The following is a 15094-nucleotide window of genomic DNA, read 5'->3' as shown; positions in this document are numbered from 1 at the left end:
GCCGGGTCCTCGTCTAGTCTGTCCTAGTCCGGCCGGCCGAGGAGGAACCAGCGTGTGCACCGTCATCATCGACTTCGAGCCGGGGCGCGCGTGGCCGATCGCCGTGCTCGGGCTGCGAGACGAACAGCCGGGGCGTGCCTGGGACCCACCAGGCGCGTGGTGGCCCGGACTCGGTGACAGCGTCCGCGGCATCCACGACCGCGAAGCGGGCGGCGCGTGGCTGGCGACGAACGACGACGCCCCGGGCGGCCCCCGGGCGGCGGTGGTCCTCAACCGACGCGAGGACCTCGACATGCCCGCCGACGGGTGGACCTCGCGGGGCGTGCTGCCGCTGGAAGCCGTCACGACCGGCGTCGACCCGGACGACGCCCGCAGCGCCAGGTCCTGGAACCTCGTGGAGCTGCGTCCTGACCGCGTCACCGTCACGAGCTGGGACGGCACCTCGCCCCGGTCCATCGACGTCGCACCCGGTCTCCACCTCGTGACGCACGAGGGCCCCGACCACCTCGACGTCTCACGGGTCCACCGGTGGCGGCCGGCCTTCCTCGACGTCCCATCGCCCATCGGGCCGCTGGACGGTGCGACGGCCGCGTCCTGGGAGCCGTGGTTGCGCACGTTGCGCTCCACGACGACCGTCCCCGCCGATGCCGACGAGGCGATCGTCCGCATCGACGACCACGACGGCCTGCGCCTCGCCTCGCTCTCGGTGACGGCGCTCTCGCTCGGCCCCGACGGTGCGGTGCTCCGGAACGCCCGACTCGCCGAGCCCGGCCATCTGCCGGAGGAGCTCGTCTGGGAGTGACCAGGACGGCGACGGTCGGCACCCGCCGGGAGCCACGGGACCCGGATCGGACTGCCACCCGTGTGGAGGGCGCCCTGGCGCGCTCGATACTGTTGCAGCATGGCCCTGAACCCCGTGCGACTGCGACTGCTCGAGGCGTTCGACCGCCTCGGTACGATCCGCGCCGTCGGCCGTGAGCTCGACCTCAGCCCCTCGACCGTCTCGCAGCAGCTCTCCGTGCTCGAGGCCGAGACCGGCGCCGCGCTCCTGGAACGACGCGGCCGGACGCTCACCCTGACCCCGACGGGGGCGCTGCTCGTCGAGCGCGCTCGGGCCCTGCTCGCGCAGATGGACGCCATCGAGGTCGAACTGGCCGAGGTCGAGTCCGAGCCGTCCGGCCGGTTCCGCATCGCCGGGTTCGCGAGCGTCATCGCCCCGATCCTCATCCCCGCCGCGCGCTCCCTCGCGCGGCAGTACCCGCGCCTCGAGGTCGAACTCATCGAGGTCGAGCCGCACGAGAGCACCACCGCCGTCCAGCGGGGCAGCTGCGACGTCGTGATCACCGTCGATCAGGAGGACGGGTTCCTCCTCGACCCCTCAGTGCACAGCGTGCCGCTCACCACCGACCCGCTCCTGCTCATCGCGCCGCTCGACCACCGACTGGCCGCGCAGGATCAGGTCACCTTCAGCGAGCTGCAGACGGAGTCCTGGGCCCTCGACGCACCGGGCACCTACCTCGGCGAACTCGTCCCGCTGATCTGTCGTCGCGCCGGGTTCGAGCCGAGGGTGGCCGGACGGTTCACGAGCTACGAGGTCGTCATCGACCACGTGGCGGCCGGGCTGTCGATCGCCGTCCTCCCGGACATCGCGATCGGCTCGCGGACGGACGTCGTGCGGAAGCCCATCGCCGGGATGAGCGAGCGGAAGATCGTCGCGACGGCGCGGAAGGGCTCACTGCAGCGTTCGGCCGTCGCGGCAGCGCTCGCAGCGGTGCAACGGGCCACGGACGAGGCCGTCGCCCGCTGACCCGCCGTGGGACCGGCCGAGCCTCCTGCGGAGAGGATCAGCCGTGGTAACCCGACTTGGCCATGGCGACGAGCGCCCCGACCAGGCCGATGCCGCCGAAGACGGAGATGAGGGCGATCACGCCGATGAGGATGTCGTTCACGGTCATGCACCCATCGTACTGAACCCGACGGGCCCCACGACTAGGGTTGGTCCGTCCCCCGACACCACCCGGAGCAGCACCATGATCACCTCATCGAGCGAGTCCCAGGCTGCCGCCTTCCGCGACGGCCGGATCCCTGCGACGGAGCACCTCGACGCCGACACGGTCGTCATCGCCGTCCCGACCGGCGACCCCGGCAATCCCTTCACCCTCTGCTCGGTCCTCTTCGGCACCGACGGTCGCGCGATCGTCGTCGACCCCGGAACCGACACCCCCGAGGGCCGCGAGCACCTGTTGCGGGAGCTCCGCGGCATCGGGGTGACGACGCTCACGGGCGTCGTCGTGACCCACCTGCACCCCGACCACCTCGGCCTCGCCGGCGCCCTCCGCGACGAGCTCGCCGCACCCGTCCTCATGCACCGTCTCGAAGACGAGGCGGCGGGCTCGACGCCGCCGGGCCCGGCCGACCTCGCCGCAGCATTGGACGAGTGGGGCGTCCCGGCCGACGACACGACCGTGCGCCCCTGGGCCACTGGTGCGACGGCACCCGCCGGGCACCTCGGCGACACCCGTGCGGACCGGACGCTCGAGGACGGCGACCTGCTGACGCTCCCCGGTCGCTCGATCAGGGTCCTGCACACCCCCGGCCATACGACGGGTCACCTTACCCTGCGCGATGAGGACCGCGGCTACCTGTTCACGGGCGACCACGTGCTGCCGACGATCTTCTCGGGGCTCGGGCTCGGCGCGCGCACCTCGGAGAATCCGGTGACGGCCTACCTGTCATCACTCGACCGCGTCCGCGGATACGACGGCGACCAGGTGGTCCCCGGACACGGCTTCCGGTTCACGGGACTCGCGGACCGCTGCGACGAGCTGGCCGCCCACCATCTGCGGCGAGCCGACGAGGTGCGCGCCGTCCTCGCGGACGACCCAGATGCGAGCGTGTGGACCGTCGCCTCCCGCATCGGCTGGTCGGCCGGATGGGACGCACTGACCGGTCTCCTCCGCGTCTCGGCCCTCACGCAGACCGACTGGCACCGGGCGCGCCTTCAGCAGCTCGCCGGCTGACCGTCCGCGCTACCGACTGAGGCCGGCCCACCCGGCTCGACGACGCGCCAGCGCCCGTTCGAAGGCGTAGAGCCCACCGCCGGCCGCCACCCCGGCGGCGAGCACCGCGAACACGACGACCCCGATCGTCGAGGCGAGTCCGATGGGTGCGGCGATGAGGCCGCCGACGATCAGGACGAGGAAGGCCGCACCACCACCGGCGATCCAGGCCCGGTGGACCGGGCCCCGCTCGCCCCAGTGGTCGAGGATGCCGAGCGCCAGCAGCGCACCGACCGCCCCGACGGCGGCGAGCATCCCTCCGACGAGTCCACCGACGAGGACGGCGATCCCGCCGAGATCGGCCGGATGCACCGAGACGGTCCCGACCGTCCCGAAGAGCTCTGCACCGGCCGCGAGGGCCGCTCCGGCGACCGCTCCGACGCTGACGGCGAGGCCGAACAGCGGGACGACACGGAGGAGGGACCAACCCGGGTCCGCTGCTTCATCGAACACGTCCATGGCTTCGACCGCCTCCTGCGCGCCTCGTCGTCGACGGCGCTTGGCGCTCAGCGTGGCATGTCGGTGCGTGGTGCCCCAGGGCGTTGCGCGCGGAGGAGGAGCGGGTGTAAGGCTGCGGCGTCTGCTACCAGCCGCGCGTGCCCGGGGCGCCCTTGAACGGCCCGACGATGCCCGGCGTGATCCATCCGCCGTAGAAGTCGCCCTCCTGCGCCTGCACCGGCACTCCGTCGACCTCGCAGGCGTCCATGCGTCCCGGATAGACGGCGATCATGCCGAACAGCGGCGCGTATCCCGGACGCGGATCGGGGTAGGTCCACGCGGCGGCACCGGCGACCGCGTCGCCCACCCGCACGTCGAGGTAGTGGGCCTCGCCCTTGAACTCGCACATGGTCGTCCCGTCGACCGGCACCAGGACCCCCGGCGAGAAGTCCGCCGCCGGGACGTAGTACACCGGCGGGTGGCTCGTCTCCAGGACCCGGACCGCGGCCGTCGACTCCGCGATGACCGTGCCGCCGAACCGGATCACGACGCGCTCGTCGCGCGGCTCGACCCGCGGCGGACGCGGGTACTCCCAGACGGACTCCTCACCGGGTCCGGGCTGGACGGGCAGGGGGCGGCGGAATCGCGAGGAGTCGGGCATCTCACCATGCTGCCCGGTCCACCTGAGCGACGACCGCGAATCAGGCGCGCCGGCCCACGGTCCGGAGCGCGAGCCAGAGCAACCAGGCACCCGCCGCCGCATACCCGATCAGTAGCAGCACGACGGCCGTCGACCCGAGGTCGTAGACGACGGGGATCACCGGCGAGCCACCGACGCCGGCGTCCGTCGACTTCCCGTTCGCGGTCAGGAGGGCCAGGACGAGCAGCACCGCGGCGCTCGCGAGGATCGGTCCGCCGGTGGCCCAGACCTTCTGCTTGGTCGTCCAGGCGCGCGACCGCCACAGCATGACCATGCCGGCCACCCAGCCGACGAACGGCACGACGAGCCCTCCGAGCATGACGAACAGGGCCGCCGTGACCGCGAACCCGCGGCGTTCGAGGAGCTGCTCCGCGAACGGCCGGTCGTCCTCGGGTGGGCGGGCACCCTCCTCGTCATCGTGTCCGATCACGCGCTCCTCCTCGTCGACGTCGCGCGGACGTGCATCCGTTCACCCTGCTTGCCGAACAGGCTGAGGAACTCCACCGCTGCGGCCTCGGCCCGGCCGAACCAGTGCGGGACGCGGGTGTCGAACTCGGCGACCTCTCCCGCGGTGAGCACGATGTCCTGGTCGCCGAGGAGGAGCCGCAACCGACCGTTGAGGACGTAGAGCCACTCGTAGCCCTCGTGGACCTTCTGCGTCTCGGGCGTCTGCGGGCCGTCGCCGCCGTGGATGATGCTCTTGAACGCGTGGAGGCCGCCCGATCGGCGCGTCAGCGGCACGATCGTCTGGCCGTACCGCTGGACGGGCTTCAGGTGGACGCGGGGATCACCCGTCTGCGGAGCACCGACGAGGTCGTCCAGGGGTACCTGGTGCGCCTTGGCGAGTGGCAGGAGCAGCTCGAGGTTCGGTCGGCGCTGGCCCGACTCGAGCCGGGAGAGGGTGGAGACCGAGATGCCCGTCTCAGCCGACAGGGCGGCGAGGGTGGTGCCGCGATGCTGCCGGATGGCTCGCAGCCTCGGCCCGACGGCATCCAGGACGCCGTCGATGGACCGTTGCTCGTCGTGTGCATGCGCCATGGGTCGATTCTCGCTCGCACGTTGCCGCTTCGGCAAGTGTTCTTGCCACTTCGGCACCGCTGGGCGCACCCTGGACACCTCCCAGCACGTCGACCGAACGGAACGATCCATGAGCACTCCCGTCACCCCAGCACCCACCACCGACCTCGTCGACGCCGTCATCGTCGGCGGGGGCGCCGCCGGGCTCAGTGCAGCCATCATGCTCGGACGATCACGACGGTCCGTGATCGTCGTCGACGGCGGCGAGCCCCGGAACGCGCCCGCCGACGGCATCCACGGTTTCCTGACCCGAGAGGGCACCCCGCCTCGCGAGCTCCTGCGCCTCGGCCGCGCGGAGGTGGCGTCGTACGGCGTCCGCGTCGTCGACGGTCAGGTCGTCGATGCGAGGCGTGACGATGACGGCTTCACCCTGACGACGGCGGACGGCGCGATCCTCCGAGGCCGCCGTCTCCTCATCGCCACCGGCACCGCCGACGAGCTCCCGTCCATCCCCGGCCTCTGGGAGCGGTTCGGCCGCGACGCCCTCCACTGCCCCTACTGCCACGGCTGGGAGGTCCAGGACCGCGTGATCGGTGTCCTCGGCACGAACGCGGAGGCCGCAGCCCATCAGGCGCAGCTGTTCCGGCAGCTGAGCGACCGGGTCGTCGTGCTCCGCAACACCGCGGGCGCCTTCACGGCGGAGCAGGAGGCGGCGTTCGCGGCGCGGGGCATCGAGGTGGTCGACGGCGTCGTGGAGCGGCTCGAGATCGCCGACGACCGGCTCGTCGGCGTGCGACTGGACGACGGCCGCACCGTCCCCGTCGAGGCGCTGGCCGTGGCCCCGGTCAACCGGGTGCGCGCCGACGCGTTCACCGGTCTCGGGCTCCACACGCGACCGCACCCGCGTGGGGCCGAGTTCGGTGACGCGATCGGCGTCGACGAGCTGGGCGCCACCTCGGTGCCGGGTGTCTGGGCGGCCGGAGACGTCACCAACCTGCGTACCCAGGTCCTGCAGGCGGCGGCCGCCGGATCGATGGCCGGCGCGATCATGAACGCCGACCTCGTCCAGGAGGACGTGCGCCGAGCCCTCGCGAAGCGGTAGAACCACCACTGTCGCGCGAGACGCGGACATGGGACGATGACGGCACGGGGGCAGGGGCTCCCGTGCCGTCTCCGTTCCGACGAGGAGAGACATGCCGGGTGCACCCACAACGATCGACGACTACCTCGCCGCGCAACCCACCGACGCCGCGGACGCCATCGAGGAGATCCGACTCCGCGTCCACCGCATCGTGCCTGGAGTCACCGAGGCCATCCGCTACGGCATGCCGACGTTCATGCTCGACGACCGCTACCTGCTCTACCTCGGCGCCTGGAAGCACCACATCGCCCTGTACTCGATCCCGCCGTTCGACGGCCCCCTCCAGAACGCCGTCGCCGACTACCGGGCGGCGAAGGACACGCTGCAGTTCCCGTTCAGCCGGCCGATCCCCTTCGAGCTCATCGATCGGATCGTCACGGAGCTGTTGGAGCGGCGTCGAGCGGCGGACGCACGCCACGAGCACTGAGGGAGCGCGACGCGTCGCCGCCCTTCGACAGGCTCAGGGACCGGGGAATGGTGCTCAGGGACCGGGGAATGGTGTTCAGGGACCTCAGGGCAGGATCGCGCCGGCACCCTGCGCCAGCCAGAGCCCGACGGTGGCGAGGGCGACCGTCAGCGGGGCGACCACGAAGCCGAGCGCGATGAACCGGCCCCAACCGAACTCGACGTCCGCCGCGGTGAGCCGCGCGTGCCAGAGCAGCGTCGCGAGCGCCGCCCACGGGGTGATGAGCGCGCCCGCGTTCACGCCGATGAGCAGTGCCGCGAAGCGCACGGGGTCGCCGGCCACCGGCTCGAGGGCCAGGTACGCCGGGAGGTTGTCGACGAGGTTGGCGCTCGCCATGCCGACCCCCGCCAGCTGCAGGAGCGCCAGGAGCGAGTCGCCGGTCCCCGCGATGGACGCGAGCGCCCGCGCGAGCCCGAGGGCGTGAGCCGCCTCCACCACGAGGAACAGTCCGGAGGCGAGCAGGACGAGCTGCCACGGAACGAGCGCCGGACGGAGCGCCCCGGGACGCCGGATGAGGAAGACGACCACCAGGATCACCGCCGCACCGACCGCAGACATCCACACCGGGATGCCGGACACCAGCAGCGGCAGGAGCACGAGCACCACGAGCCCGGACGTCCACAGCAGCACCCGGTCGTCGTCCCGCGCCTCCACGTCCACCGTGTAGGCACCTGCGAGCTGACGGCGGTACACGATCGCGAGGACCACGCAGGGAACCACGACCGCGATGATCGCGGGGACGACCATGAGCGCTGCGAATCCGCCAGGGCCGAGCGGACCGCCACCCGACGCCGTGGCGGCCTCGTCGATCGCGTGCTCCGCGAGGAGGTTGGTGAGGTTCGACACCGGCAACAGCAGCGACGCCGTGCACGCCAGCCAGACGGTGGTCAGGGCGAACGGCACCGGCGACAGCCCGGCATGCCGCGCGAGGGTGATGACGACCGGCGTCAGGAGGACGGCCGTGGTGTCGAGCGAGAGGAAGACGGTGCTGAGCGTTGCCAGCGCGACGACGAGCAGCCACAGCAACCAGGTGCTCCCCCGACCCCAGCGCACGAGCCGCGAGGCGACGAGGGTGAACAGGCCGGCGTCCGCAGCGAGTTCGGCGACGACGGTGATCGCGACGACGAACAGGAGGATCGGCCAGACGCGGTCGGCGATGCCGAGGGCCTCCGGGGCGGGGAGGACACCGGTGAGGATCGCGATCGTCCCGATGACGAGCAGCACGAGGCCGAGCACGGCACTGCGCACGAGGCCTCCTTCACCGCCGGTCCGTCGGTGCGCTGTCGCCCGCTCGGCAGTCGATCATACGACGGCTCGCCGACCGCGTGCTCCCGCGCTCGTCGACGGGTGTCAGGCCCGCACCCAGCGCCCGATGAGTTCGAGCAGGGCGGGCTCGGCATCCGCCGCCGCTTCGATGCTGGAGAAGGTGACGACACCGCGGTCGGGCGCCGCCCACACCACGAGTCCGGAGGGGTCGTCGAACCGGAAGGCGTCGGTGTCGTCCCGCTGATGCGCGCCCCGGTGCAGGATGATCCGGATGCGGTTCGCCGGGTGCAGGGCGAAGGTGACGCGGTCCTCGCCGTCGTAGACGAAGCTCGGCGCCTTCCACTTGAGGTGCTCCGAGATGCCCTCGTCCGAGGCCATGATCGCCTCGCGCAGCCGCACGACCGCCGGCTTCAGCTGGTGTGCGAGGGAGACGAGGTAGGCGTCGACCTCGGCGGAGCTCATGGGATCAACCCGTCGGGCGACCGACGTAGGGTGCGACGTCGCCGGATCCCCAGATGCCGCCGACCCGGGTGCCGGCCCGCTCGTTGGCCGCTTCGACGATCTGGCCGTTCCCGAGGTAGATGGCCACGTGGTAGTAGTCGTAGCCGCTCGACCAGAAGATGAGGTCGCCGCGCTGCTTCTGGCTGTAGGGCACGAGGCGTCCCTGCGACTGCATCGTGTAGTACTGGTTCGTCGCGGAGTGCGTCCCGATGCCGCTGCCGTAGGCCGCGCGGGTGAGCCCCGAGCAGTCCCAGACGTTCGGGCCGGAACCGCCGAGCTGGTAGCCCTTGCCGACCTGAGCGAGCGCGAAGGCGATCGCCGACTCGACGCCGGCGGAGTCCGGAGGTGCGACCGAGCCGCCGCCACCACCGCCGGACGCGCCGCCGCCACCGCTCGATCCACCGCCGCCGGACGAACCGCCGGACGACGCAGGAGGGGTGTTGGCCGCGGCTGCCGCCGCCGCTGCAGCCGCTTCCGCCGCCTGACGAGCGGACTCGCCGGCTGCGTACCCGCGCTCGGTCTCGGCGGTGGTGTTCTTCAGGGAGGCGAGCTGCGCGTAGAGCTGGTCGGCCTGCTGCTCCTGTGCAGCCACCGCTGCGGACGCCGCCGCCGAGGCACTCTCCGCCTCGTCGTACTTCGTCTGCGCTTCGCCCTCGAGGCGTTCGCGTTCCGTCTTCGCGACCTCCGCCTGGTCGGTCAGGCCGCTCGCCGCGTTGCGGTCGGTCACCGCCTCGGCGTAGCTCGCGGCGTTCCGTTCGCCCAGCTTGTCCATGACGGACAGCCGGGACAGCAGGTCGTCGGACTTCCCAGCGCCGAGGACGAGGTCGAGCGAGACGTCGCCACCGCCGCCACGCGACAGCTGCGCGATGAGCGCACCGGCGCGCTGCTTCGAGACCTTGGCGGCGGCCGCAGCGGCCTCGGCCTGCTCGCGCAGCGCCGACTCGCGGGCGGTCGCCTCGGTCACGGCGTCCTGCGCCTGACGATAGGCCTCGGCGGCGATCTGCGCCGTGCGGAACGCGGCGTCTGACTGCTCCTGCAGCGAGGTGATGAGTGCGGTGATGTTCGTGATCTCGGCGGCCTTCGCGGACTCGCTCGACTTGGCCGCTTCGACATCGGCCCAGCTCGGGTAGTCGTCCGCGTGGGCCGGTAGGGCACCGACCGTGAGTGACGCCGTGACGACGCCGACGGAGAGGGCCATCGCCAGCCAGGGACGGCGGCGGCCGTACTGCGCACCGGGCGTTCGTGCGGGGGTCATCATTCTCCAGTCCGACGACACGATCACGGCGACCTCGGCGGGTCGCGGCCGTCATCCTGTCACAACAGTCACAATAGAAACTTTGATCACACTAGCCACTCTCGTCCCGGAGCACCAGCTCGAATCCCCCCGGACGGGGCACGGGCGTGCTCAGATCGGCCCCGCCCTTCGACAGGCTCAGGGATCGGTGTTGCACGGGAGGCTCAGGGAGCGGTTGTGCAGGGCAGCCTGGGGACCGCTGTCGACGGGCGGCCCGGCAGGCAGGTCAGGCGGGTTCGACGTCCTCGGGCGACCAGCGGGCGGACTCGCCCGAACGGATGATCGCGAGCAGCTGCGACCGCAACGCCGACTCGTCGGGCAGCTCCGGGAAGACGTCGGCCTCGAGCCGGTGTGCCGCCAGCCAGGCCTCATCGCCCGCGGGCGTCCGGCTCACCACGTGACGACGACGGTCGTCGGCCGCGGCGATGCGCTCGATGTGGCCGGCCCGCTCCAGCCGGTCGAGCGTGCGTGACATCGTCTGGTTCTGCACGCGGGCTCGTCGGGCGAGCTCCTTCTGACTGGCGGGGCCGCTGTCGAGCAGGTGCAGGACGATGAGACCGGCATGCGTGACACCGATGCCGTCGAGGGCCTGCTGCCAGGTGTGCTCGATCAGTCGGGACGCCGTGGACAGGAGGCGTCCGGTGGGCCAATCGGCCATGGGATCGCGGGCGGCGTCGGCGATCACGCCATCGGTCGCGCGCGCTCCATCCATGGCACCAATGTAGTCGCTGAGCGTACTGCCGAGCCGCCACCCATCCCCGGCGTGACGTCGGCAGTGGGTGCTGTCCCCCACCGGGCGGCGACGAGAGCGACCGACGAGGTCCGTCGTCATCTTGGCCGATGACGACGGAATCGCGCGTCGAAGGACCCCCACACCCCCAGCATTGGGGGCGGCGACCCCCCTGGAGTGGGGGATCCGCCGATGACCCCCGCTTCCTACAGTTGAGGGATATCCAAGGGGGACGCTCATCTCGACCGGTTTCACCGGTCGGTCGTGGGCACACGAGCGACGTCGCGTTCTCCGCGGGCGGCCCGAACCGCCCTTGCGCATCGCGCACCCGAACCGCACCCGAACCCCTCAAGTGGATAGCAACCCAATGACGACGTACCCGAACCGCCGTCGGTCCTCCCGACAGATCCGTCCGCGCACCCGAAGCGCGGCGTTCGCCCAGTTCCGCTCCGAGGGGTCGACCCGAGCATGAGCGCCGACGTGAACGACAACGCCTTCCCGATCACGGGACCCATCGCGCTCGTCCGACGCCGAGCTGCTGCGCTCGGCGCGGAGTCCTCCACCGTCGCGGTCAAGTCCATGACGCAGCGCGAGTGGTCGAAGCGATACCGTCGCTGGCTCATCCTCACCGACAGCGTCATCGCACTCTTCGCCGTCTCGGCCGCCTTCGTCGTGCGGTTCGGCGACGACCCGGTCGGCCCCGAGGCCCAGCAGCTCTACATCCTGCTGTCGGGCGTCATCGTGCTCGTGTGGCTCGCCTTCCTCGGCTTCACCAGGACCCGGGACAGCCGCATCATCGGTTCCGGTGTCGCCGAGTACAAGCGCGTCGTCAACGCCAGCGCGTTCGCCTTCGGCATCCTCGCCATCGTCTTCTTGATCCTGAAGATCGACATCGCCCGGGGCTACTTCATCCTCGCGCTCCCCGCGGGGACACTCGCGCTCCTCGCTTCCCGCTGGATGTGGCGCAGATGGCTGCTCAGCCGTCGTCGCGTCGGTGAGTACACCGCACGGACGGTCGTCGTCGGCCGGCGTGACGATGTCGCGTACGTCCTCGAACAGGTCGCCAAGCAGCACAGCATGAGCTACACCGTCGTCGGTGCGGCCGTGGTCGACCAGGAGACGGCCGAGCCGTTCTCGAGCCGGGGAACCTCGGTGCCGGTCATCGCGCACATCGACGGCGTCGCCCAGGCCGCCGCGAACCTCACCGCCGACGCGGTCATCATCGCCGGCCCCGTCGACGGCGGCAGCGACTACGTCCGCCGACTCGGGTGGGACCTCGAGGGCACGGCGACCGAGCTCGTGCTCGCGGCCCGACTCACCGACGTGGCCGGGCCCCGCATCCACTTCCGCCCGGTGGAGGAGCTGCCGCTCATCCACGTGGAGATCCCGCAGTTCGAGGGCGGTCACCACATCATGAAGCGCGCACTCGACATCGGGCTCACGAGCCTCGGGATCCTCCTCATCTCGCCAGTGCTGGCCCTCGTCGCCCTCGCCGTCAGGCTCGACAGCCCGGGCCCGGTCCTCTTCCGGCAGGAACGCGTCGGCAGGAACGGTGAGCGCTTCACGATGTTCAAGTTCCGGTCCATGGTCACCGACGCCGAAGCCGCCCTCCCCGCCCTCATGGCGCAGAGCGAGGGCAACGGCGTGCTCTTCAAGATGAAGAACGACCCGCGCATCACGCGCGTCGGTCGCATCCTGCGCAAGTACTCCCTCGACGAGTTGCCTCAGCTGTGGAACATCCTCACCGGCGACATGAGTCTCGTCGGGCCCCGGCCGCCGCTGGCGAGCGAGGTCGCCGAGTACGAGAAGGACGTCCACCGGCGTCTGCACATCAAGCCGGGCCTCACCGGCATGTGGCAGGTCTCCGGACGTTCCGACCTGACGTGGGAGGAGAGCGTCCGCCTGGACCTCTACTACGTCGAGAACTGGTCCATCACGGGCGACCTGATGATCATGTGGCAGACCGTCAAGGTCGTGCTCAAACCGGTCGGCGCGTACTGATGTCAGGACTTCTGTCGGTGATGCCCCCAAAGCGAGGGGTGTCCTGCGAAAAGAGGACAAATCCCCTTCCAGAGGGGGCAACACTTCGATACAGTCGTCACCATCACCGCCCGCAGTCACCCGGCGAGTCACCCGAAAACGGCTCGATCGCACAGCTGCTCACTGGCGAGACCCGCACACCCGAACCCTCCCGCGACGCACTGCAGCGACGACTTACCCGAGCCGTCGGCGCATCACGTCCGGCACCGTGCGCGCCTCGCCACGATTCCCGCACTCCGGCACCCGTCCGGTCGCGGAACACCCGAACCCGGGCGCGCCTTCGTCGCCCGACCGCTCACGACCGCTCACCCGAATCAGCGATCGTCTGCAGCGCCCACATGAGAACACAAGGACCGGCATGACCCGAACTGCCCCCATGACTCAGCCCACGGAAGACCCCGACGTCGCCGAGCGGTACTCCGACATCGTCGCCCGTCTCGCCGGTGCACAGAAGAAGCGGACGCGAGGCGCTCCGGCGTACTCGATCTACGTCAACCGCAAGGCGGGTCGCTACCTCGCCGCGGCGGCGTACCAGCTCGGTCTCACGCCGAACATGGTCACCGTGATCAGCGCGGTCTTCACGTTCAGCGGCATCATCATGCTCGCGACCCTGCCCCCGACCATCGGTCTCGGTGTCGGCGTGTGGCTCTGTCTCGCGATCGGGTACGCCTTCGACTCGGCCGACGGCCAGGTCGCGCGACTGCGCGGCGGCGGATCACCGTCCGGTGAGTGGCTCGACCACGTCATCGATGCGACGAAGATCTCGTCCCTCCACCTCGCCGTCCTCATCAGCGCGTTCCGGTTCTTCGAGCTGCCGACCCCTGCGCTACTGCTCATCCCCATCGGCTACTGCGTCGTGGCGGCCGTCGCGTTCTTCGCGATCATCCTCAACGAGCAGCTCAAGCGTGTCTACGGTGCCGACCCGGCTCCGGAGAACGGCCACAGCACCATCCTGCGCTCGCTGCTCGTCATCCCGACCGACTACGGCTTCCTCTGCCTGATCTTCGTGCTCCTGGGTGCCCCGCAGGTGTTCTTCGCCGCCTACACCCTCATGTTCCTCGCCAACGCCGGCCACCTGCTGCTCGCGTCGGTGAAGTGGTTCCGTGACATGGAGCGGCTCGGCTCGGTCGGGACCGCGTCCGGCGGCCAGCCCGTCGCGCTCGGCCGGTGACCGCCATCGACGCATCGGAGACCACCCTGGACGCTCACGAGCTCGCCGGCACCTCGGCCACCGATGCCGGTCAGACGGTCCTCATCGCGAATCCGTCGGGCGACGTCTACGGGTCGGACCTGCAGATGCTCGAGAGCATCAGCGCGTTCGTCGGGCGCGGGTACCGGGTGATCGTCGCCCTCCCCGCCGACGGCAAGCTGGTCCCGAGGTTGCTCGCCCGCGGCGCGGAGGTCCGGTTCGTCCCCTTCCCCGTCTTGCGGCGGGCCAACGCCTCGCTGGGCGGCGTCGCCTCGCTCGCGATGGAAGGCCTGCGCTCCGTCCGCTTCCTGCGGAGGGTCATCGAGGAGATCGCGCCGACCGCGGTCTACGTCAACACGGTGACGCTCCCGTGGTGGATCCTCGCCGCACGCCTGACGCGCACACCGGTCGTCTGCCACGTGCACGAGGCGGAGACCGCGGACGGCAGGCTGGTCCGGTTCGCCCTGAACTCGCCGCTGATCCTCGCCGACGCGCTCATCGTCATCAGCCGCGCGGCGGTCGAGGCGACCACCACGGCCGCACCCGGGCTCGCCAGGAAGGTCCGGCTCGTCTTCAACGGCGTCGCCGGCCCCGACGTCGATCCCACGCCGGCGCCGATCGGCTCCGAACCGCATCGACTCGCGATCGTGGCCAGACTCTCCCCGCGGAAGGGGCCCGACATCGCGCTCGACGCGGTCGGGATCCTGCGCCGTGCCGGGCGCGATGTGCGGATCGAGATCGCGGGCACGCCGTTCGAGGGGTACGAGTGGTTCGAGCAGCAGCTCCGGGACCGTGCCGACCAACCGGACCTCCGTGGCGCGGTCACCTTCTCCGGCTACGTCTCCCCGATCTGGCCGGCGTTGGAGCGCGCGCACCTCGTCGTCGCCCCCTCGCTCCGGGAACCCTTCGGCAACGCCGTGGTCGAGGCCCAGCTGGCGCTGCGACCCGTCGTCGCATCAGCAGCGCTCGGTCATCTGGAGAGCATCGAGGACGGCGCGACCGGCCTGCTCCTGCCGGCGGGTGACGCCGAGGCCATGGCCGCAGCGGTCGCCGAGCTCCTCGACGATCCGGGCCGGAGCGCACGGATCGCCGACCGGGCCCGCCGCTCGGCGCAGGAGCGCTTCTCCCCGGAGCGCTACCGATCCGAGATCATCCAGGTGGTCGAGTCCGTCCGGCGCGTCCGCGTCTGACGGCGGGGTCACCGACCGGCCGACGCACCGACCACACGAGGAACGGCCCCTGGCATGCCAGGG

16 protein-coding genes are annotated in these 15094 nt (G+C 71.2%); 8 read left to right on the top strand and 8 right to left on the bottom strand.

The genetic code is table 11. The features are described from left to right. Positions 1 to 52 precede the first annotated feature (52 nt). From GV015_RS07955 to GV015_RS07945, 3 genes are all read left to right on the top strand, one after another. Complete coding sequence (locus GV015_RS07955) at positions 53 to 802, top strand: NRDE family protein (protein WP_159877813.1); 750 nt, start codon at positions 53 to 55, stop codon at positions 800 to 802. Between the two features lie 99 nt (positions 803 to 901). Next, positions 902 to 1807, top strand: a complete 906-nt coding sequence (locus GV015_RS07950) for a LysR family transcriptional regulator (RefSeq protein ID WP_124768724.1) — start codon at positions 902 to 904, stop codon at positions 1805 to 1807. A gap of 223 nt (positions 1808 to 2030) precedes the next feature. After that, positions 2031 to 3020, top strand: a complete 990-nt coding sequence (locus GV015_RS07945; RefSeq protein ID WP_159877811.1) for an MBL fold metallo-hydrolase — start codon at positions 2031 to 2033, stop codon at positions 3018 to 3020. 9 nt (positions 3021 to 3029) lie between these two features. Here the strand turns inward: GV015_RS07945 and GV015_RS07940 are convergent, their stop codons facing one another. The 4 genes from GV015_RS07940 to GV015_RS07925 form a co-directional block, all read right to left on the bottom strand. Further along, complete coding sequence (locus GV015_RS07940) at positions 3030 to 3518, bottom strand: hypothetical protein (protein WP_086474566.1); 489 nt, start codon at positions 3516 to 3518, stop codon at positions 3030 to 3032. A 124-nt stretch (positions 3519 to 3642) separates the two neighbouring features. Continuing rightward, positions 3643 to 4158 (bottom strand): DUF427 domain-containing protein, encoded by a 516-nt coding sequence (locus GV015_RS07935; protein ID WP_079705137.1) that lies wholly within the window; start codon positions 4156 to 4158, stop codon positions 3643 to 3645. A gap of 40 nt (positions 4159 to 4198) precedes the next feature. After that, positions 4199 to 4627 (bottom strand): hypothetical protein, encoded by a 429-nt coding sequence (locus GV015_RS07930; RefSeq protein ID WP_159877809.1) that lies wholly within the window; start codon positions 4625 to 4627, stop codon positions 4199 to 4201. Further along, positions 4624 to 5235: a helix-turn-helix transcriptional regulator gene (locus GV015_RS07925; protein ID WP_079705135.1), complete on the bottom strand. Its 612-nt coding sequence runs from the start codon at positions 5233 to 5235 to the stop codon at positions 4624 to 4626. The genes GV015_RS07930 and GV015_RS07925 overlap by 4 nt, the downstream gene beginning before the upstream one ends. A 109-nt stretch (positions 5236 to 5344) precedes the next feature. On the opposite strand from GV015_RS07925, the gene GV015_RS07920 reads away from it, so the two are divergent. Both GV015_RS07920 and GV015_RS07915 read left to right on the top strand, forming a co-directional pair. Continuing rightward, on the top strand, positions 5345 to 6316 hold the full coding sequence (locus GV015_RS07920) for an NAD(P)/FAD-dependent oxidoreductase (protein ID WP_159877807.1): 972 nt from the start codon (positions 5345 to 5347) through the stop codon (positions 6314 to 6316). 91 nt (positions 6317 to 6407) lie between these two features. Beyond that, positions 6408 to 6782: an iron chaperone gene (locus GV015_RS07915; protein WP_124768721.1), complete on the top strand. Its 375-nt coding sequence runs from the start codon at positions 6408 to 6410 to the stop codon at positions 6780 to 6782. A gap of 84 nt (positions 6783 to 6866) precedes the next feature. On the opposite strand, the gene GV015_RS07910 is transcribed toward GV015_RS07915, so the two are convergent. The 4 genes from GV015_RS07910 to GV015_RS07895 all read right to left on the bottom strand — a co-directional run bounded on the left by GV015_RS07910 (position 6867) and on the right by GV015_RS07895 (position 10594). Further along, positions 6867 to 8069 carry an SLC13 family permease gene (locus GV015_RS07910; RefSeq protein WP_159877805.1) on the bottom strand — a complete coding sequence of 401 codons (1203 nt, stop codon included), beginning with the start codon at positions 8067 to 8069 and terminating at the stop codon, positions 6867 to 6869. A gap of 102 nt (positions 8070 to 8171) precedes the next feature. Continuing rightward, the gene (locus GV015_RS07905; RefSeq protein ID WP_159877803.1) at positions 8172 to 8549 is read right to left on the bottom strand and encodes a DUF1801 domain-containing protein; all 378 of its coding nucleotides are present in this window, start codon (positions 8547 to 8549) and stop codon (positions 8172 to 8174) included. A 4-nt stretch (positions 8550 to 8553) separates the two neighbouring features. Further along, on the bottom strand, positions 8554 to 9843 hold the full coding sequence (locus GV015_RS07900) for a C40 family peptidase (RefSeq protein ID WP_236555372.1): 1290 nt from the start codon (positions 9841 to 9843) through the stop codon (positions 8554 to 8556). Positions 9844 to 10108: 265 nt separating this feature from the next. Then, positions 10109 to 10594, bottom strand: a complete 486-nt coding sequence (locus GV015_RS07895; RefSeq protein ID WP_197977384.1) for a MarR family winged helix-turn-helix transcriptional regulator — start codon at positions 10592 to 10594, stop codon at positions 10109 to 10111. 486 nt (positions 10595 to 11080) lie between these two features. Here GV015_RS07895 and GV015_RS07890 point away from each other — a divergent pair, with 486 nt between their 5' ends. The 3 genes from GV015_RS07890 to GV015_RS07880 all read left to right on the top strand — a co-directional run bounded on the left by GV015_RS07890 (position 11081) and on the right by GV015_RS07880 (position 15031). Then, positions 11081 to 12613: a sugar transferase gene (locus GV015_RS07890; protein ID WP_192004585.1), complete on the top strand. Its 1533-nt coding sequence runs from the start codon at positions 11081 to 11083 to the stop codon at positions 12611 to 12613. A 415-nt stretch (positions 12614 to 13028) separates the two neighbouring features. Then, positions 13029 to 13823 carry a CDP-alcohol phosphatidyltransferase family protein gene (locus GV015_RS07885; RefSeq protein WP_079705129.1) on the top strand — a complete coding sequence of 265 codons (795 nt, stop codon included), beginning with the start codon at positions 13029 to 13031 and terminating at the stop codon, positions 13821 to 13823. Further along, a complete protein-coding gene (locus GV015_RS07880) occupies positions 13820 to 15031 on the top strand; it encodes a glycosyltransferase family 4 protein (protein WP_201299376.1) in 1212 nt (403 codons plus the stop codon). Before GV015_RS07885 ends, GV015_RS07880 begins: the two co-directional genes overlap by 4 nt. The last annotated feature ends 63 nt before the right edge of the window (positions 15032 to 15094 follow it).

It is taken from the genome of Plantibacter sp. T3 (assembly GCF_902506515.1).
GTDB lineage: Bacteria > Actinomycetota > Actinomycetes > Actinomycetales > Microbacteriaceae > Plantibacter > Plantibacter auratus.
Note: the sequence above shows the minus strand (reverse complement) of the source record. Positions and strands in the feature narration are given on the sequence as shown.